At 62.6% G+C, this 18,116-nt stretch carries 20 protein-coding genes; 7 read left to right on the top strand and 13 right to left on the bottom strand.

Annotation, left to right across the window (positions count from 1 at the left end):
* Positions 1-35 precede the first annotated feature (35 nt).
* The gene (locus tag QQL24_RS21745) at positions 36-203 is read right to left on the bottom strand and encodes a hypothetical protein (protein ID WP_284314391.1); all 168 of its coding nucleotides are present in this window, start codon (positions 201-203) and stop codon (positions 36-38) included.
* Positions 204-445: 242 nt separating this feature from the next.
* Between QQL24_RS21745 and QQL24_RS21750 the strand changes: the two genes are divergently transcribed.
* Positions 446-1,576: a Gfo/Idh/MocA family protein gene (locus QQL24_RS21750; protein ID WP_284314392.1), complete on the top strand. Its 1,131-nt coding sequence runs from the start codon at positions 446-448 to the stop codon at positions 1,574-1,576.
* 108 nt (positions 1,577-1,684) lie between these two features.
* On the opposite strand, the gene QQL24_RS21755 is transcribed toward QQL24_RS21750, so the two are convergent.
* Together QQL24_RS21755 and QQL24_RS21760 are read right to left on the bottom strand one after the other, a co-directional pair.
* Complete coding sequence (locus tag QQL24_RS21755) at positions 1,685-2,143, bottom strand: hypothetical protein (protein ID WP_284314393.1); 459 nt, start codon at positions 2,141-2,143, stop codon at positions 1,685-1,687.
* Between the two features lie 291 nt (positions 2,144-2,434).
* Positions 2,435-2,995 (bottom strand): GNAT family N-acetyltransferase, encoded by a 561-nt coding sequence (locus tag QQL24_RS21760; RefSeq protein ID WP_284314394.1) that lies wholly within the window; start codon positions 2,993-2,995, stop codon positions 2,435-2,437.
* Between the two features lie 239 nt (positions 2,996-3,234).
* On the opposite strand from QQL24_RS21760, the gene QQL24_RS21765 reads away from it, so the two are divergent.
* Positions 3,235-3,393 carry a hypothetical protein gene (locus tag QQL24_RS21765; protein ID WP_284314395.1) on the top strand — a complete coding sequence of 53 codons (159 nt, stop codon included), beginning with the start codon at positions 3,235-3,237 and terminating at the stop codon, positions 3,391-3,393.
* A gap of 607 nt (positions 3,394-4,000) precedes the next feature.
* Entirely contained in the window at positions 4,001-4,915 is a 915-nt protein-coding gene (locus QQL24_RS21770; protein ID WP_284314396.1) for a PfkB family carbohydrate kinase, read from the top strand.
* A gap of 256 nt (positions 4,916-5,171) precedes the next feature.
* Here QQL24_RS21770 and QQL24_RS21775 read toward each other — a convergent pair whose 3' ends face one another.
* The 7 genes from QQL24_RS21775 to QQL24_RS21805 all read right to left on the bottom strand — a co-directional run bounded on the left by QQL24_RS21775 (position 5,172) and on the right by QQL24_RS21805 (position 12,074).
* Entirely contained in the window at positions 5,172-6,257 is a 1,086-nt protein-coding gene (locus QQL24_RS21775) for an ABC transporter ATP-binding protein (protein ID WP_284314397.1), read from the bottom strand.
* 20 nt (positions 6,258-6,277) lie between these two features.
* Complete coding sequence (locus QQL24_RS21780) at positions 6,278-7,327, bottom strand: NAD(P)-dependent alcohol dehydrogenase (RefSeq protein ID WP_284314398.1); 1,050 nt, start codon at positions 7,325-7,327, stop codon at positions 6,278-6,280.
* A 1-nt stretch (position 7,328) separates the two neighbouring features.
* Positions 7,329-8,144, bottom strand: coding sequence for a carbohydrate ABC transporter permease (locus tag QQL24_RS21785; protein WP_284314399.1), 816 nt, complete (start codon positions 8,142-8,144; stop codon positions 7,329-7,331).
* Positions 8,129-9,004 carry a carbohydrate ABC transporter permease gene (locus QQL24_RS21790; RefSeq protein WP_284314400.1) on the bottom strand — a complete coding sequence of 292 codons (876 nt, stop codon included), beginning with the start codon at positions 9,002-9,004 and terminating at the stop codon, positions 8,129-8,131. Before QQL24_RS21790 ends, QQL24_RS21785 begins: the two co-directional genes overlap by 16 nt.
* 474 nt (positions 9,005-9,478) lie before the next feature.
* Positions 9,479-9,760 carry a GCG_CRPN prefix-to-repeats domain-containing protein gene (locus QQL24_RS21795; protein WP_284314401.1) on the bottom strand — a complete coding sequence of 94 codons (282 nt, stop codon included), beginning with the start codon at positions 9,758-9,760 and terminating at the stop codon, positions 9,479-9,481.
* A gap of 98 nt (positions 9,761-9,858) precedes the next feature.
* Positions 9,859-10,608: an arginyltransferase gene (locus QQL24_RS21800; protein ID WP_284314402.1), complete on the bottom strand. Its 750-nt coding sequence runs from the start codon at positions 10,606-10,608 to the stop codon at positions 9,859-9,861.
* Positions 10,609-10,733: 125 nt separating this feature from the next.
* Positions 10,734-12,074 (bottom strand): branched-chain amino acid ABC transporter permease, encoded by a 1,341-nt coding sequence (locus QQL24_RS21805; RefSeq protein WP_284314403.1) that lies wholly within the window; start codon positions 12,072-12,074, stop codon positions 10,734-10,736.
* A 112-nt stretch (positions 12,075-12,186) separates the two neighbouring features.
* On the opposite strand from QQL24_RS21805, the gene QQL24_RS21810 reads away from it, so the two are divergent.
* On the top strand, positions 12,187-12,471 hold the full coding sequence (locus QQL24_RS21810) for an Rdx family protein (RefSeq protein ID WP_284314404.1): 285 nt from the start codon (positions 12,187-12,189) through the stop codon (positions 12,469-12,471).
* Here the strand turns inward: QQL24_RS21810 and QQL24_RS21815 are convergent, their stop codons facing one another.
* The 3 genes from QQL24_RS21815 to hemB all read right to left on the bottom strand — a co-directional run bounded on the left by QQL24_RS21815 (position 12,472) and on the right by hemB (position 14,157).
* The gene (locus tag QQL24_RS21815; RefSeq protein ID WP_284314405.1) at positions 12,472-12,759 is read right to left on the bottom strand and encodes a type II toxin-antitoxin system RelE/ParE family toxin; all 288 of its coding nucleotides are present in this window, start codon (positions 12,757-12,759) and stop codon (positions 12,472-12,474) included. It abuts the gene before it with no gap.
* A 12-nt stretch (positions 12,760-12,771) separates the two neighbouring features.
* Positions 12,772-13,023 (bottom strand): type II toxin-antitoxin system ParD family antitoxin, encoded by a 252-nt coding sequence (locus QQL24_RS21820; protein WP_284314406.1) that lies wholly within the window; start codon positions 13,021-13,023, stop codon positions 12,772-12,774.
* A 93-nt stretch (positions 13,024-13,116) separates the two neighbouring features.
* Positions 13,117-14,157 carry a porphobilinogen synthase gene (gene hemB, locus QQL24_RS21825; RefSeq protein WP_284314407.1) on the bottom strand — a complete coding sequence of 347 codons (1,041 nt, stop codon included), beginning with the start codon at positions 14,155-14,157 and terminating at the stop codon, positions 13,117-13,119.
* Positions 14,158-14,432: 275 nt separating this feature from the next.
* Here hemB and QQL24_RS21830 point away from each other — a divergent pair, with 275 nt between their 5' ends.
* The 3 genes from QQL24_RS21830 to glyA all read left to right on the top strand — a co-directional run bounded on the left by QQL24_RS21830 (position 14,433) and on the right by glyA (position 18,028).
* Positions 14,433-14,840 carry a DUF6163 family protein gene (locus QQL24_RS21830; RefSeq protein WP_284314408.1) on the top strand — a complete coding sequence of 136 codons (408 nt, stop codon included), beginning with the start codon at positions 14,433-14,435 and terminating at the stop codon, positions 14,838-14,840.
* Between the two features lie 298 nt (positions 14,841-15,138).
* Positions 15,139-16,383: a L,D-transpeptidase family protein gene (locus QQL24_RS21835; protein ID WP_284314409.1), complete on the top strand. Its 1,245-nt coding sequence runs from the start codon at positions 15,139-15,141 to the stop codon at positions 16,381-16,383.
* Positions 16,384-16,732: 349 nt separating this feature from the next.
* Complete coding sequence (gene glyA / locus QQL24_RS21840; RefSeq protein ID WP_284314410.1) at positions 16,733-18,028, top strand: serine hydroxymethyltransferase; 1,296 nt, start codon at positions 16,733-16,735, stop codon at positions 18,026-18,028.
* Positions 18,029-18,116: the final 88 nt, after the last annotated feature.

The following is an 18,116-nucleotide window of genomic DNA, read 5'->3' on the forward strand; positions in this document are numbered from 1 at the left end:
CGAAGCGAAGCAATCCAGGGGTGGCAGGCCTTCCTTCAGCAGTTGCGGGCGAGCGGGCCGGACTTGCCGGCGCCTGGTTCGTCTTCGTCCCCGTTCCGGGATTCGTCGGAATGCATCGGCGGCAGGCGCCGGTCGCGCAGGCGCTGGGCCTGGTAGTCATAGAAGCGGGCAATCAGCGCCGCGATGAAGCCAGTAAAAAGCATGGCAGTTGTCCCCTTGGCACCTGGCCGCATGCGGCCAGAAGCCCCGTTCGGATAGGTTCTCTTCGCCCGGCAGCTATCGCCGGTCTTCCAAGGACGAATCGATCTATGCCGATCTTGATGCGCTGCAGCATACAGCAAATCCTTGTTGCGATGCACAATGATAGGGAATGGCGGCCATACCATGGCGGTATGCCGTCGCCGGATGACGGTGTTTTGATAATTCGAGGGCAGGAAACGCAAGCATGAACGGAACGGACAAGGCTGGGCTGGGCGTCGGCCTGGTAGGCACAGGCTATATGGGGAAATGCCATGCGCTTGCCTGGAATGCGGTGGCTTCGACCTTCGGCGATGTCGAGCGACCGCGGCTGGTGGCGCTGGCGGAGGCCTCGGTGGATCTCGCGCTCAGCAAGGCCAGGGAGTTCGGCTTCGCCAGCGCGACCGGCGACTGGCGCGAGCTTCTCGCCAATCCGGATGTCGACGTCATCTCCATCACGACGCCGAATCGCTTCCATGCCGAAATGGCAATCGAAGCCCTCAAGGCCGGCAAGCATGTCTGGTGTGAAAAGCCGATGGCGCCGCGCCTGGAGGAGGCGCAGGCCATGCATGCCGCCTGGCGCGCCAGCGGCAAGGTGGCGGCACTTGGCTACAACTATATCCAGAACCCGGCGATGCGCCTGATTCGCAAGCTGATCTCGGAGGGGGCGATCGGCGCAGTCAACCATGTCCGCCTGGAGATGGATGAGGACTTCATGGCTGATGCCCAAGCGCCTTTCGCCATGCGCAACGAGGCGAGCGCCGGCTATGGTGCGCTCGACGATTTCGCGGTGCATCCGCTCAGCCTGCTGCGCTTCGTGCTCGGCGGCGTGGCTGAAGTGTTCGGTGAAATGTCGCGGCCCTATGCCGAGCGGCCTGACGGCAAGGGGGGGCGCCGCGCCATTGAGAATTACGACATCGCCACAGCCCTGCTGCGTCTCGACAACGGCGCCTCAGGTGTGCTCACCGTCAATCGCGCCGCCTGGGGGCGCAAGGGGCGCATCCAGTTGCAGCTCTTCGGTGAGGGCGGCAGCATCGTCTTCGACCAGGAGCGCTTCAACGAGGTGCAGCTCTTCAAACGAGAGGGCGCCGAGGAAACGCAGGGCTTCCGCACCATCCTCAGCGCGCCGGTGCACAAGCCCTATGACCGCTTCATCCCCGCACCGGGCCATGGCCTCGGCTTCAACGACCTCAAGGTGATCGAGTGCCGCGAGTTGATCGGCCGGATCAGGGGCGAGCAGGCCTCGATCTTCGATTTCGACGATGGCATCGCCATCGAGAAAACCGTGCACGCCATTGCCGACAGCTTCGGCAAGGGGGGCTGGGTCAAGGTGGCGTGAGAGGCCAGTGTCGCGGGAAGCGGAGCAAAGGCCACCCTTTGACGAAAAAACCACGAGCCCGAGGCTCGTGGTTCTGTTGGTACAGCGTTGACTGCTGAGGCGAGGCGCTTACTTAACGCCCTTGAGAGCAGCGGCGCACTGGCTCCAGTAGCCACCCTTGCTGCCCCACTTCATGCCGTTGGTTTGTCCGGCGGCCTTGAGGGCCTTCCAGTGCTTGCCACAAGTTTTGATCTTCGCATCCTTGCCGTTGGCGAATTCCGGGTCGATGGCGCTCGGGAACATGCCACTCACGGCCACCGGCTTCGGCTTGGCCATGGTCGTCGTCGGTGCAGGGGCCGGAGCGGCGGGAGCCGGAGCGGGCGCAGCCGGCATGGCGGCGGGCGTCGCATCAGCACCGCACTGGGCCTTGCGGAAGTCGTTCCAGCTCATGCCGTTGAGCGAGTTGGCCGACTTGGCCGCTTCATACTTGGTGCTGCACTCCTTCATGGTGAGCGCGTTGGCGGGGGCTGTGACAGCCATGGCACCGACGAGCGCCAGTCCGGCGACAACGATAGCGGAACGAATCATTGAATAACTCCCTCTCTCTCGGCGGATCACATCCGCCGCCGACTCCTGGATAACCCTCAGCCGGATGCCTATTTTTGCGATTAGGATTGCGGCGAAGGTACGGCACTCGCAAGTGATAGACTGAGTCTGAGAAAGAAAAAAGCGGAACTTTCGGGTAATCAGCCAAGTTTCTGTTTCGGGCAAAGCTTGCCGGGCACTCGCGCCCAGCGCGCATTGCATGAATATGTCACAGTTGACGGCAGTTGCTCCGTAACGTCAGCAGGTAGAGGTTGTGGCGTTTTTCGGAATGGTCTAGGCCGCTGGCTGCGCGGCGCGACGGCGGCGAAACATTGCAACGGGGGAGCCCTGATGAATGGACTGCCGTACATATTCATAGCCGCATTTGAGCGCGACGCGCTGCGAGTGAATATTATCGGGGCTCGTCATGCAATTGGTATGGGGAATATCAATATGGCCATCGAACCAGCTTAGAACCGTCTTCGCTGCTTCCGTAGCGTATCCTTTACCTTGATTGGTGCCGGTGATGCTGTAGCCGAGCTCGGGCGTTCCCCGAAATTCCGGTTCGATATCACGCTCGAAGTTCTGGATGCCGACTTCGCCAATGAATTGACCGGTTATCTTTTCGAGGATGACCCAGAAGCCGAAGCCCAGCCATTGCCAGTGCCCGCCATAGCGCAGGATGCGCGTCCACACTTCCTCGCGCGGATAGGGGGACTTGCGGATATAGCGCAGCACCGCCTGCTCCGACCACATCGCCGTGCAGCTTTCCAGATCGCCGGGACCATGCGCGCGCAAAATCAGGCGCGGCGTCTCGAGGATTGGAGGCACGGTGAATGCCGACAAACGGGGCATGGGCGAACTTTCCTCGATCGCGAATGATGGATCGGTAGCTAGAGTAGCAACCGGCCGGACGGGATGGCCCGACGCCGATGGCTGGGAAGAGGGGGCGGTCAGGTAGGCGATAATTTTGCTCCTTTTACGGGCGTGGTTGCGATGTGGCCGCATGGTAGCCATGCACTCTCATCGCTACCGGCTGAGGCGGTGCATCTTTATATTGCACTGCAACAAACAACGGATTTGAGAGAGAGATCATGATTTTTGCGAGCCTTATTGCCGCTCTGCGTGCCCGTTACCAGGCCTATCGGGCCTACCAGAATCGTCTGGCGGCCTATCAGATGCTGACCGACAAGGATTTGGCCGAAATCGGCTTTAGCCGTGGCGATATTTCTGACCTCGCCCGGCTTGGCTGATACATTCGGTACTTCTCCATAAGAATCAAGCCCGGCTGCATGATTGCGAGCCGGGCTTTTGTTTTGCTCGATTAGTCCGCGGGGACCCGTGCGGCGTGGTACGCTGCTACAGCCGGACGACGAGACGACTTTCGTCCTTTTCTGCATAAGGCGCTCCCCCAGAGGGCTGCGGATACTGCCCCAAGCATCACCATCACAGCGTGACGCAGGTGTTATATCGATGCGGAAAGCAGCTTGCCTGGTGAACCCGGCCCGGCATGGCCCCCAACGCGATCGATCCCCGCCACCCTATCCGGGTTCCGGCGCATCGCAACGTGGCTGTCTGCCTTTACCCCGGATAAACCACGGCTTTGATCCATGCGGAGCGATGCCCGGCCCGATGGCCGTGCCGTCCTCGTAGGTCCTTGTTATCGCACCATTTTCTGTCTTGAAATGCGCTTCCCCTTTTCGGCGCGATATTCTAGCATGGGAGTGGGAATGCCCCGGTCCGGGCCCGTTTGCAAGCCGATCGTCAAGAATCGGAACCTGTTCCCCGGCACTATGAAATTCGAGGAAACGGCCGGCCCAGCGCTGGTAGCCGAGGAATGGATCGACGACGGTGGCAAGTGTGGTAACGAGATCCCGGCCCGTGATCTGCGTGGGTACGACAACGCTGGACCAGGTACTCGAAATCGAGGAGATGCCCAAGCAGGCCATCAAGATTCCGGCCTTGCGTCATGCCAAGCGGGGTGGAGGGCCAGCGGCGACAGCCGCGGTGGCCTGCGCCGTCCTCGACCAGCCGGCCGAGTTGTGGAGCCGGATGGGGGCTGATTCGGAAAGCGAGTTCCTGCGCGAGAGGCTGCTCCACCACGGCGTGGGCCTTTCCGGCACCTTGTTCCGGAGCGGTGCGGATACGGTGACGGCCGTCGTCATCGTCGACCGCAAGGGCGAGCGCTTCATCGTCGGTTATGGCCACGGCTCGCTGCCGTGCTCGCCCGAGCATCTGCCACTGGATCAGGTGGCGAAGGCCGGTGCGGTTCTTGCCGACATCAGCTGGTATGAAGGCGCCGTGGCCCTGCTCGATGCCGCCCGGGCGGCGAAAGTGCCCTCGGTGCTCGATGCGGAGGGGATCGAGCATGACAAGCTGTTCGATCTTGCCCGGCGTTCCAGTCTTCCGGTCTTTTCCGAGGACGGCTTCGCCCTGATCAGCAGGCGCGCCGCGCCCGATGCGGCGAGCTGCCAGGCGCTGGCGGAGAGCCTCGGCACCACGATCGGCGTGACGCTTGGAGCGGAGGGGTCGATCTGGTGGACCGATGGCGGGCTGGCGCATGTCCCCGCCCTGCCGGTCACGGTACAGGACACCACCGGCGCCGGCGATGTCTTCCACGGCGCCCTCGCGGCGGCCCTCGCCGAACGCCAGCCGCTGTTGCAGGCGGCCCGCTTCGCCAGCGCCGCGGCGAGCCTCAAATGCGAGCTCGGCAATGGCTGGGACGGGATGCCGGATCGCCGAGCGGTAGAGCAGGCGATGGAGAGGCTGGGCTGAGGTCTTCCTGGGGGCGTTGGCACCCTGCTCATGGGCGTCAACTTTGCGGAGCGTGGCGTGGGAGTGTCGATCACTGATCGACAATCCTGGAAACGGGGCGTCTTACGGGGAAGGAAGAGGGCGATCGGTGATCGCCCCTCCAGTTTCCATCGCTTCGGCCTGCAAAGCTAGCGCCTATGGGCATCTTTGCCTGCCTACTCCCATCCCACAGGCTGCGTTTCCAGGAGCGGCAGAGATGCCCGCGATCCCGGGAAGCCTATGCCACCGCCCTCGACCGTCCCGCCTCCGGCCGCCGCAGCGACATGCCGCTCTCCGCGTCGAATACATGCACGTTGTCGGCATCGAAAGTCATTCGCGCCTTGTCGCCGACAGCGGGGCACTGGCCCGCCGGCACCAGGATGCCGAGCTCGATGCCGGCATATTGCAGGCTGATCAGGGCCTCGTTGCCGAGGAATTCGATGAGATCGACAATGCCCTCGATAATGTTGGTGTTCTCCTGGGGCGGGGCCTGCCGGAAATGGGCCGGCCGGATGCCGGCAACCACCTTGCTGCGGCCGTCGAGGTCGAAGCGGGTGCGGTCGAGCACGAGACCGCCATTGCCGCGCAGGTCGACATCGATGAAGTTCATCGCGGGCGTGCCGATGAAGGCGGCTACGAACTGGGTCAGGGGGCGCTCGAAAATCTCGCGCGGCGTGCCGACCTGCTGGATCACGCCGTCGCGCAGGAGCACGATGCGGTCGGCCAGCGTCATCGCCTCGAGCTGGTCATGGGTGACATAGACGGTGGTGGTGTTGAGGCGCTGGTGCAGGCGGGCGATCTCCACGCGCATATGGTTGCGCAACTTGGCATCGAGGTTGGACAGCGGCTCGTCGAACAGGAAGACGCCCGGCGTCTTAACGATGGCCCGGGCGATGGCGACGCGCTGCTGCTGGCCGCCCGACAGCGCCGTCGACTTGCGCTGGAGGAAGGGCTCCAGGCCGAGCGTGGCCGCGGCCGCATGCACGCGCTTGTCGATCTCGGCCTTCGCGATCTTCATGCGCTTGAGACCGAAGGCGATGTTGCCGTAGACGCTCATATGCGGATAGAGCGCGTAGTTCTGGAACACCATGGCGATATCGCGCTCGCGCGGCGTGAGATCGTTGACCACTCGGCCGCCAATCGCGATTTCGCCGCCGGTAATGTTCTCCAACCCTGCGAGCATGCGCAACAAGGTCGACTTGCCGCAACCCGAGGGCCCGAGGAAGACGATGAATTCGCGATCCGTCACCTCCAGGCTGAAGTCGTGCACGACGCCGACTTCCCCGAACTTCTTGACGACCTTGCGAAACGAGATATCGGCCATAGGAACACCAATCCTGGAGACTACCAGTCCTGCGTGGATGCGAGCTCGATCTGCAGCTTGACGTCCTCGGGGCGGCCTGAAGCGGCGCGCTCGAAAGCCTGGATGGATTGCTCGAAGTTGAAGGTCCCGGAGATCAGGGGCTTGAGGTCGACCTTGCCGGATGCGATCAGGCTGATGGCCCGGTCATAGACATTGGCATAGCGGAACACGGTCTCGACCCTGAGCTCCTTGCCCATCAGGGCATGGATCGAGAGGTGATAGGCATCGACCGGGATGCCGACGAAGACGATCGCCCCGCCCGGGCAGGCGAGGGTGGGCGCGCTCTCGATCGCCTTGGGCGCGCCGCTCGCCTCGAACACGACATTGGCGCCCCAATTGTCCGTCTCGCGGTTGACGACGTCCTTCACATCCTGGCTGCGGACGTTGACGGGAATGATGCCTTGATAGCGTCCGGCGATGTCGAGCTTGGGCTGGTGCAGATCGGTGATGATGACCTTGCTGCAACCCCCTGCGAGAGCCGCCAGCGCCACCATGATCCCGATGGGTCCGGCGCCGAGCACCACGCCGACATCGCCGGGCTTGATCTTCGCCCGCGCGGCGGCCTGCATGCCCACTGCAAAGGGCTCGACCATGGCGCCCTCGGCATAGCTCACATTGTCGGGCAGCTTGAAGGTGAAGGCGGCGGGGTGGACGACATAGCCCGTCAGGCAGCCATGGATGGGGGGCGTTGCCCAGAAGGTCACGGAAGGGTCGACATTGTACATGCCGAGCAGTGTGGCCTTGGAGTTCATGTCGGGGATGCCGGGCTCCATGCAGACCCGGTCGCCCACCTTCAGGCTCTTCACGGCCGAGCCGGCCTCGACCACCGTGCCCGAGGCCTCGTGGCCCAGCACCATCGGCGCTTCGACCTTGCGCGAACCGATGCCGCCATGGGTGTAATAGTGCACGTCGCTGCCGCAGATGCCGACGGTGTGCAGGCGGATCTTCACATCATGCGGACCGACCTCCTGAGGCAGGTCGATATCGCGGATGGAGAGGACGTCTTTCTTTTCCAGGACAAGCGCGCGCATTTCAGTCTCGTGATTTCAGGGCCGAGTTGATGAAGCTCGAGATGACACCAAGGAAGAGCAGCGGCGGCAGCGAGAGCAGAATGACGGAGGCGTTGAGGATGCCCCAGGGCACGTCGCGGCCGAGCAGCGTGAATTCGGAGGCGACGATCGGCAGTGTTTTGGCGTCCGAGGTGGTGAGCATCAGGGCAATGAAGAACTCGTTCCACACCAGGATGAAGGAGAACACGATCGCCCCGATCAGCGACTTGGCGGCGACGGGAATGGCGATACGGAAGAAGATCGAATAGGGGCCGTAGCCGTCGACATAGGCGGCTTCCTCGATTTCACGCGGCACGCGGGAGAAGGCGGGGATGGCGAGCCAGACGGTGGTGGCGAGGGTCGACAGGGAATAGGTGATGATCAGGGCGATCCTGCTGTCATAGAGGCCGAGATTGAGCCAGATCACCATCAGCGGCACGGCGATGGCGACAGGCGGCATGAAGCGCATCGAGAGCACGAAGAACTTGATGTCGTCGGCGAGCCTCATGGGATAGCGCGCCACGGCATAGGCGCAGGGCAGGCCAAGCACGGCGCCGATGGCGACCGCCGAGCCGGTGACGATCAGCGAGTTGATCAGCCCGGCCTGCACACTGTCGCGGGTGAGGATGTAGGTGAAGTTGTCGAGGGTCGGCGTGAAGAAGAAGACCGGCGAGGTGGTGACGATGTCGACACGGTTCTTGAAGGCGCTGAGCAGCGTCCAGAACAGCGGGAAGAGGGTGAGGAAGACCAGGACGGCGATGATCAGCCAGGCCAGGTAGCGCGTCAGACCTCTTGCCATTTTTTCACCCGCTTGAAGATGATGGTGAAGGCGATGGTGGTGGCGACCATCATCAGCACGGCCATGGAAGAGGCGTAGGAAATGCGCCCGGATTCGATGAAGCCTTGCGAGAAGGCGTACATGTCCAGCGTCTCGGTGGCGATGCCGGGCCCGCCGCGGGTCATGACATAGATGAGGTCGAAGGCGCGCAAGGACTCGACCATCTTGACGAAGGTCAGGCTGACGAGCGGTGCGGCGAGCATCGGCAGGGCGATGTAGAAATAAACTTCCCAGGTGCGGGCATGGTCGAGGCGAGCCGCCTCGAGCGGCTGCTGCGGCAGGGTCTCCAGGAGCTTCACCAGGATGACACAGAACAGGAGGCTCCACTGCCAGACGTCGACGATGGCCACCGTCGCCATGGCGGTGCGCGGATCGGCCAGGAGATCGATCGGCTCACCGGCGATCATCCGGATCGGATAGACGGCGATGCCGAACAGCGGGTGGAAGGCGAATTTCCATACGAAGGCGGCGGAGACGCGCGGCAGCAGCACCGGGATAATGAAGATGGCGCAGAGCATATTGCGTATGCGCGGCGAGGTCGTCTCGAACAGGAGGATGGCGAGCACCACCGAGACCACCATGGTGGCGATGACCGTGGAAATCTCCCACATCAGCGACACCTTGATGGAATTGAGGAAGCGGTTGTCGTGGAAGAGGTCGATGAAATTGGCAAAACCGACATAGTCGACTTCGTCGCTGCTCAACTCGCGATCCTCAAAAGCGATGTTGATGGCGTAGACCGTGGGCACCAGCGACAGGAACAGCAGCGTCAGCATCGGCGGCGCCGTGAACAGCAACGGAAGACGTGTCTTGATCTTCATGGAGGCAACCACCGCACAACGAGGGTCAGGGGCGATATGAAGTTTGGCGACGCCATCCATTCTGCAGGAGGGTGCTGCCTTGCTGCCACGTTTTCCCGAATCGGGATTGCGGGCGCGGGCGCCTGGCTATGAGTGCGGCGGGACAGGATTGCCCCAGCGCGGTTCCTCCAAGGTCTGTTTTTGTCTTCATGCAACCCCGCCGAGATTGTTGGGGTAGGCAACTATCGATCAAACTTGGCGATGCGTCAACGCAGTTGACCTGATGCCTCGGAAGGTCGGACGGATCACAAGGAAAAACGGCGCCCCGAGGGACGCCGTTTTCCAGACCGGAGCCATTGACGCAACAACCGGTGGCTCCAACCGGAACTACTCTGGAGCAAAATGCATTCAAGCAGGGGCAGGTTTCCAGAATAACTGCTTGGCACTAAATGCATTTTGCTATTCTCGGTGATTCGATTTGAAGGTAAAAACCCTCTAGTAACGATACCAGCGATGATAGGGCCGGTAGAAGGGATGGCCCCAATAGTGTGGATGGTAGCCATAGCCATAGGCATAGGCCGGGCGACGATCGGGAACGCAGCGGCCCCAGGGATTGGGGTGCCAGCCCGGGCCGCAGCCCCAGCGTACATCCTGGACCAGGGGCGCGGCAGCCGGCGCGGCCGGGCCCAGCGGCATAGCGGAGGAAGTCTCAACGGTAGCAGTCAGGCCGGCGATCGCGAGCGCGGCTGCAAAGATGGTCTTGGTGGGGAAATTCATCGGTACCCTCACTGGCATTACGGTGAGGGAACTATGGCCCGGGCCGACTGAACGAGGCTTGAGTGCGCCCGTCATCGCTCGTTCAGGAATGTTTCTGATTATTTCTCGACGCGGTCCCAGCCATTGGGGCCGAGGCGCTCCTGGGGCAGGAAGCGGCCCTTATAGGCCATCTTGCGCGAGCCCTCGACCCAATACCCCAGATAGAGATAGGGCAGGCCCATGGTCTTGGTGCGTTCGATATGGTCGAGGATCATGTAGGTGCCGACGCTGCGCTCGGCCATCTCCGGCTCGTAGAAGGAATAGACCATCGACAGGCCGTCCGCGAGGATATCGGTAAGGGAGACGCCGATCAGCGGGCCCTCGCCCTGGCGGTTGAGCGGGAGGTTCTTGCCGGTAAGCCGGTATTCCACCAGCCTCGTGTTCACATGGGTGTCCTCGACCATCATGGCATAGTCAAGCACTGTCATGTCGGCCATGCCGCCATCGGCATGGCGCAGGTCGAGATAGGCGCGGAAGGTGGAATATTGCTCGGATGTCGGCGTGGCGCTGCGCATGTCCGAGACGACGTCCTGGTTATCAGTCCAGGTGCGCCGGAAGGATTTGCTGCGGACGAAGTCTGCCACAGGCACGCGTACGGACACACAGGCCTTGCAGTTTTCGCAGGCCGGGCGGTAGGCGATGGTCTGCGAACGGCGGAAGCCACCATGGCTCAGCACGTCATTGAGTCGAGCAGCGCGTTCGCCGATCAGGTGGGTGAAAACCTTGCGTTCCTGCCTGCCCTTCAGATAGGGGCAGGGCGAGGGGGCCGTCAGATAGAATTGCGGTGAGTCCCGAATTTCTATGCTCAACGCCACGCTCCTTGCGAATTGCAGAAGCGTACCACCGGCCCGCGTCGACTGCCAGCATCTCGTGGAGATTTGAATGCATTCTGCCCCGTTGATGGCGTAATCGGGCCGCCCCCAAGGGTGCCGCGTCAGACCTGGCGCGGACCGGTTTCCGCATAGCCGAGGAAACCGCCGGGGCGGAAGATCAGCATCACCACCATCACCACCATCACCGCGACGTCGCGATCCCCGATGGGCAGGTAGGCCTGCCAGACCATCTCGAACAGACCCAGCGCAAGGCCTCCCAGGAGGGCCCCTTGCACCGAGCCGATGCCCCCGATCACGGCCGCGACCAGCCCCTTGAGGCCGATCAGCACGCCGCTATAGGCATCGGTGCCGCCATAGGTGGCAGTCATGATGAAGCCGGAGAGGCCGGCCAGGGCCGAGGCGAGGGCAAAGGTCTGGCTCAGCATGCCGCGGCTGGAGATGCCCAGGAGGTTGGCCATCAGCGCATCGTCCGAGATGGCGCGCCAGCGCCGGCCGAACTCGCTGACCTGCATCAGCCTGGCAACCAGCAGCGCCAGCAGCGTGGCGCCGAGCCCGACACCGATCTGCATGGGCGTGACGTTGACGATGAAGCCCTCGGCCTTGACCAGCGGGATAGGCATGGCGTCGATCGGCGGGACCCAGCGATTCTCAGGCCCTTCCAGCAGCCGCATGAGCTCGCGCATGATGGCGGCGACGCCGACTGTCGCGATCAGGATGGACTGGCCGCGCCGGAAGGCAAGGGGAGCGAAGACGAGGTGCTCGACGACCTGCCCGGCAAGCACCGCCAGCCCCACCCCGATCAGGGCCGCGAGGACAAGGTTGAGGGCCAGGGAGTTCGAACCGAGCGCCAGCATGGTCAGCACCGCGGCGATGCTGACGATGCCGCCGAGGGCCGCGAAGTCGCCGAAGGCGAGGTTGATGCGCCCGACCAGGCCGAAGATGAGGGCGTAGGCCACGGCGATGAGCGTGGTCATCGCCATGTTCGGCAGGCCGTTGGCGACGCTCTGCAGGAGATAGGCGAGCGCCTTGGGCACCTCGGGGACATTGGCTTCGGTATCACCAGGCCCGGGATCGGCCGGGTAGGACAGGTCGTGGCGATCGAGCCAGTAACGGTTGAGGATGTGCAGCTTCATCGGCGAGAAGATCTCGGTGGGTGTCGAGAGGATCTTCAGTTCGATGACCTTGTCGTCCCGCTCGCTCGGGCCGAAGCCGCAGAGCACGAAGGAGGGGCTCGTCTGCCCTTGCTGGGTCAGGCGATAGTCGATCCGCATCGTATAAGGCGGCGGCGCCGGGCCGACCTTTGTGACGTAGATCTTCTCCGCATCGAGATTGACGGCCGGCAAGGTCTGCCGGCAGGTGGTGACTTGTTGCCGATCGAGCCCATCACCGCAGGAGACAAGGCAGATGGCCAGGAGGATCAGGGCGACAAGGCGTTGAATCAAGGCGGCTGCTATCGGGACAGTCTTGCGGATGCCATGATCGATGCGCTTTCGTGGGGCAGGGCGCAAGCCTATCTTGGCTTTATCCTATCCTGTGTTGGTTCGGGGAATCGTGATGCGTGACAACAAGCCTGGGGTGACCATCGTCTATTGCCGGCAGTGCAACTGGATGCTCAGGGCGGCCTGGATGGCGCAGGAACTGCTCTCCACCTTCCAGGAGGATCTCGGCGAAGTCACCTTGGTGCCGGCGACGGGCGGGGCCTTCCGCATCGAATATGAGGGCGTGGAGATCTGGGAGCGCAAGCGCGACGGCGGCTTTCCCGATGTGAAGACGCTCAAGCAACTGGTGCGCGATCGGCTCGATCCTGAGCGGGATCTGGGGCATATCGATAGATCATGACTAATGCAGCCATTCGATCTGTTTCAGGTCACGGCGCCCGTCGACAACGCGAACAATTTGCACGCCGCCAGCTATCTCCCGGTAGAATGCAATCCACTTTTCGATAACGAGAACTCGCGTTCCCTCGCCAATCTCAGGACGTTGTGGTCCGAGACGGGGCTGATCGCGCAACAGATCGCAGCGATCATGGATCAGGTCGAAGATTCGGTCTGCCGCTGCTTCATCATGGACCGCGATGTCGCGCCAGATCTTCAGGAGATCTTCCTTCGCAAGTTTCGAATACCGCACTACCCCCACAGGTTAGGCCTTTGCGGCAAGCCGGGCTCGAGCCTCGCGTTTTAAGGCGTCAAAATCAATCTCGCCGGCGTCTCCGCTGTCTACGCCTTCCTGCCACGCACGACGCAGCCAGGCAAGATCTTCGGCCTGCTCGTGTTTTTCCAACAAGCGAAGGGCTTCGCGGACGACCTCGCTCGAAGAGGTGTAGCGGCCCGTTTCGACTTTAGCCTTCACGAAGCGGGCCAGCTCTTCCGTGAGGGAGACGTTCATATTCATGATGGCTGCTCCAACTGTTAGGAATATAAGCGCGATAACAGACTTTAGCAAAGTTTGTTATCGAGCAGCCGCGATCACTTGAGAGGAAGGACCCTACTTTCCCTTCCTCAGATACTCCGCCGCCCGTGGCGCGAAATAGGTGAGGATGCCGTCCGCGCCGGCGCGCTTGAAGGCGGTGAGGCTTTCCACCATCGCCTTTTCGCCGTCGATCCAGCCATTCTGGGCAGCGGCCATGATCATCGCGTATTCGCCCGAGACCTGGTAGGCGAAGGTCGGGCGGCCGAAGGTCGATTTCAGGCGGGCGACGATATCGAGATAGGGCAGGCCGGGCTTGACCATGATCATGTCGGCGCCCTCGGCGAGATCGAGCTCGGCCTCGCGCACGGCCTCGTCCGTGTTGGCATAGTCCATCTGGTAGGTGCGCTTGTCACCCTTGAGCGTGCCGGAAGAACCCACCGCCTCGCGGAAGGGGCCGTAGAACGCCGAGGCATATTTGGCCGAATAGGCCATGATCTGCACGTCCATGAAACCAGCCTCGTCCAGGGCTGCGCGGATGGCGCCGACGCGCCCGTCCATCATGTCCGAGGGCGCGATGATGTCGGAGCCGGCCTCGGCCTGCACCAGCGCCTGGCGCACCAGCAGGGCAACCGTCTCGTCATTGAGGATCCGGCCGCCTTCCAGGAGGCCGTCATGGCCGTGGGAGGTATAGGGATCGAGCGCAACATCGGTTAGGAGGCCGATATCCGGCACCTCTGCCTTGATGGCGCGGCAGGCGCGGCAGGTGAGGTTCTGGGCGTTGAGCGCCTCGCTGCCGGTGGGATCGCGCAGGTCCGGATCGGTGTAGGGGAAGATCGCCACCACGGGGATGTCGAGGGCGACGGCGCGTGCGGCTTCCTTCACCGCGATGTCGACGGTGACACGATCGACGCCGGGCATCGCGGTGACGGGCGTGCGCGTGTTGACGCCATCCTGCACGAAGATGGGCCAGATCAGGTCATTGGTGGTGAGCACATTCTCCTTCACCAGCCGGCGCGCCCATTCGCTCTTGCGGTTGCGACGGGGGCGCTCGACAAGATCCAGCCTCTCCCTGGCCGGAACGGGAGCTGATTTGAGCGGGGTGACGGACGAGGGCATGGCAGTCTCTTCAAGTGCGTTGGTTGCGCTGGTTTTAGCACATCCCGGCACTTGCGAAGAGGGCGTCATGTCACACCCCTGGGAGCGCGGACATCCTGTCCGCTCTTGAAACGGTATCCTTGCAGGAGAAGTCGCAGGGTAACCGTGCTGTCCTCAATGTCTTGGCCTTTCGCCAATCCGAACCGTTTCAAGAGCGGACAGGATGTCCGCGCTCCCAGGATATTTGCTCTCCGGCGCGCTCCCCGCTAGAACAGCCGCCTGCAACGAGGCATGTGATGAGTGATATCGAGTTTGACCGCGACGGCCCGCCCTATGGCGCCTATCTGTTGTGGTTCATGCGCGCTGTCGCTGTTTTGTGGATGGCGAAGGGCATCATCCACTGGTGCCTGATCCTCGGCATTGGCCATGCCGATCCTGACCGCTTCCTCGGCATGCCGGTGCTGACGCAGACCGCCGTGATCTTCTTTGCCGTATTCGATCTCGTCGCCGCCGTCGGCCTGTGGATGGCGACGACCTGGGGCGGGGTGATCTGGCTGATCGCTTCAGGCGGCTACTTCATCATCTCGCTGTTCCGTCCGGAGATCTTCGGGCGGCAATATGCGATGATGACGACCATCGGCGTCCTGATTGTCCTTTATGTCGGCTTGGCGTATTTTGCCTCCCGCGAACGCCACCACCGTTGAAGCCCCAGCTCGTATTGGGGTTGTTGCAACAATGTCACGATGCGGCAGGTAAAGCTCACGCCCGGATGATTCTGCCGGCTCCTTGCCACATTTGTCCCGGTTTTGCCGCTTTCTGCCGGTAGGCCTCGCCTTAGGTTTAGTACGCGTGTCCCTATCGGGGATCGGTGACAGAGTACTGCTCCGGTCGCGGTTCGTTTACCTTCCTGGTGTATTACCGGCGCCAATTCATGGCCGCGGGGGATTGCCGATACGGTAGGCGCGTGGCGGAAGCAGGCTTTGACTGCAGGATTGGATCACTATGTCTCATTTTTCTCGCCGCGATTTTCTCTCCACCCTTGCGCTGGGAGCCGCGACGACTGCTCTCGTTCGTCCGGCGCTTGCCGATGATCTTGGCCTCGGCCAAATGGAGATGAAGGAACGCTACGATTCCGTGGCAAGCCCCATCGCCGCCGCGACGAGTTCTTCCCCCACCTTCTCGCCCTATACGCTGCAGGCGACCCAGAACGCGCTGGCGAAATATAGCGAGCTTGCCGCCCAGGGCGGCTGGCCGCAGGTCACCGGCAATGGCCGCCTCCAGCTCGGCGACCGCAATGCCGACGTTGTGTCGCTGCGCCAGCGCCTGATCGTTTCGGGCGACCTTGCGCCTTCGCTTGGCGGCTCGCCGGTGTTCGATTCCTATCTCGACGGCGCCGTGAAGCGCTTCCAGTCCCGCCACGGCATCCTCGCCAGCGGCGTGGTCGGCGACACCTCGCGCGCCGCCCTCGCCATCCCGGTCGACATTCGCGTCAAGCAGCTCCAGATGAACATCGTGCGCCTGCGCACCATGGGCAATCTCGGCAACCGCTACATCATGATGAACATCCCGGCGACGGAACTCGAAGCCGTGAGCAATGGCGTGGTCGAGCAGCGCCACAACACCGTGATCGGCAAGCCGGACCGCCCGTCGCCGATCCTCTCCACCACGGTCCAGAACGTCAACTTCAACCCGTTCTGGACGGTGCCACTCTCCATCATCAAGAAGGACCTGATCCCCCTGATGCAGAAGGAGCCGACCTATCTCGCCGAGCACCATATCCGCATCTACAACCCCCAGGGCCAGGAGATCCAGCCCGACCAGATCGACTGGAACACCGATGAAGCGACCCGCATGCGCTTCACCCAGGATCCGGGCTTCGGCAACTCGCTCGGTCAGGTGCGCATCAACATCGCCAACCAGTATGGCGTCTATATGCATGACACGCCCTACAAGTCGGTGTTCGGCTCGGAATATCGCTTCGACTCCTCGGGCTGCGCCCGTGTGCAGGACGTGCGTGAGCTCTGCGCCTGGATCTTGCAGGGCACCGAATATACCCGCGACCATATCGATGAAGTCATTCGCGCCGGCTCCCGTATCACGGCGATCCCGACGACCAAGGTGCCGGTGTTCTGGGCCTACATCACCGCCTGGGCGACGCCCGAAGGCCTCGTCGAGTTCCGCGACGATGTCTACAACAAGGACGGCTACGCGAATCTGGCCGTGGTGACCAAGGAAGAGCAGGGCTGATCCCCTGGGAGCGCGGACTTCCAGTCCGCCTCTTGGAAACCTAGGGCTTGATGGCAGGGTCGATGCGGACAAGATGCCCGCGCACCCGGGGAAAAATTTCGGCGCCGCAGGTCTTCTTGCGGCGCCGTTTTATTTGGGCGCCACATTTTCATGGATGCGGCCGATTCCTGGGACCGCACGCGTCTCGCCTGCATTTTGAACCGCATCGTTTCCAAGAGCAGGCGAGACGCCTACGGTCCCAGGAACGCCTGCGCCGTGCTGACCAATCACACTTTGGTCGCTTGCAGACATGACTTTGGGCTGCAACTTGGTTATGTCGTCTGCCTCCGCTCCAACAAGGCCGCTCCCGATGAATGACGCCCGCTCCGCCACCCTGTCGAACAGCTTCTTCGCCGCCGATCTGCATGCCGCCGATCCGGAGTTGGCGCACACGATCGATCTCGAACTCGGCCGCCTGCGCGATCATATCGAGCTGATCGCCTCGGAGAACATCGTCTCGCGCGCCGTGCTGGAAGCGCAGGGCTCGATCATGACCAACAAATATGCCGAGGGCTATCCGAGCCGGCGCTATTATGGTGGCTGCGAGTTCGTCGACATGGCCGAGAATCTGGCCATCGAGCGCGTCAAGAAGCTGTTCGGCTGCGCCTATGCCAATGTGCAGCCCAATTCCGGCAGTCAGGCTAACCAGGGCGTGTTCCTGGCGCTGATGAAGCCGGGCGACACCTTCATGGGCCTCAACCTCAATGCCGGCGGCCACCTCACCCATGGCTCGGCCGTGAACATGTCCGGCCGCTGGTTCAATGTGGTGCCCTACAATGTGCGCCCGGACGACCATCGCGTCGACATGGACGAGGTGGAGCGCCTCGCCCATGAGCACAAGCCGAAGCTGATCATCGCCGGCGGGTCGGGCTATGCCCGCCACTGGGACTTTGCCCGTTTCCGTGCGATCGCCGATGCGGTCGGCGCCTATTTCTTCGTCGACATGGCCCATTTTGCCGGCCTTGTGGCGGGCGGCGCCCATCCCTCGCCGTTCCCGCACGCCCATGTCGCGACCTCGACCACCCACAAGACCCTGCGCGGGCCCCGGGGCGGCATCATCCTCACCAATGACGAGGACATCGCCAAGAAGGTCAATTCGGCCGTATTCCCGGGCCTCCAGGGCGGCCCGCTGATGCATGTCATCGCCGCCAAGGCTGTCGCTTTCGGCGAGGCGCTGCGCCCGGAGTTCAAGACCTATGCAGGCAAGGTCGTCGAGAACGCCGCCGCGCTCTCCGACAATCTCAAGGCCAACGGTTTCGATATTGTCTCAGGCGGCACCGACAACCATCTGATGCTGGTGGACCTGCGTCCCAAGAACCTCACCGGCAATTTTGCCGAGAAGGCGCTGGAGCGGGCTCACATCACCTGCAACAAGAACGGCATTCCCTACGATCCGCAGAAGCCGATGGTCACCTCGGGCATCCGCCTGGGTACGCCGGCGGCCACTTCGCGCGGCTTCGGCGTCAAGGAGTTCCAGGAGGTCGGCGATCTCATCACCGAGACGCTGGAAGGGCTTGCCAAGAACGGCGCCGACAACAATGGCGGCGTGGAAGAGACAGTGCGCGCCAAGGTCAACACGCTGACCGCGCGCTTCCCGATCTACTGACCGGGAGCGCGGACATCTTGTCCGCCTTTTGGAATCGTAACGCCTGCAGGATAGGGAAGAGCGGACATCACGACATTTATCTTCGATA

The sequence above is a fragment of the Labrys miyagiensis genome (genome assembly GCF_030160835.1).
GTDB classification, from domain to species: domain Bacteria; phylum Pseudomonadota; class Alphaproteobacteria; order Rhizobiales; family Labraceae; genus Labrys; species Labrys miyagiensis.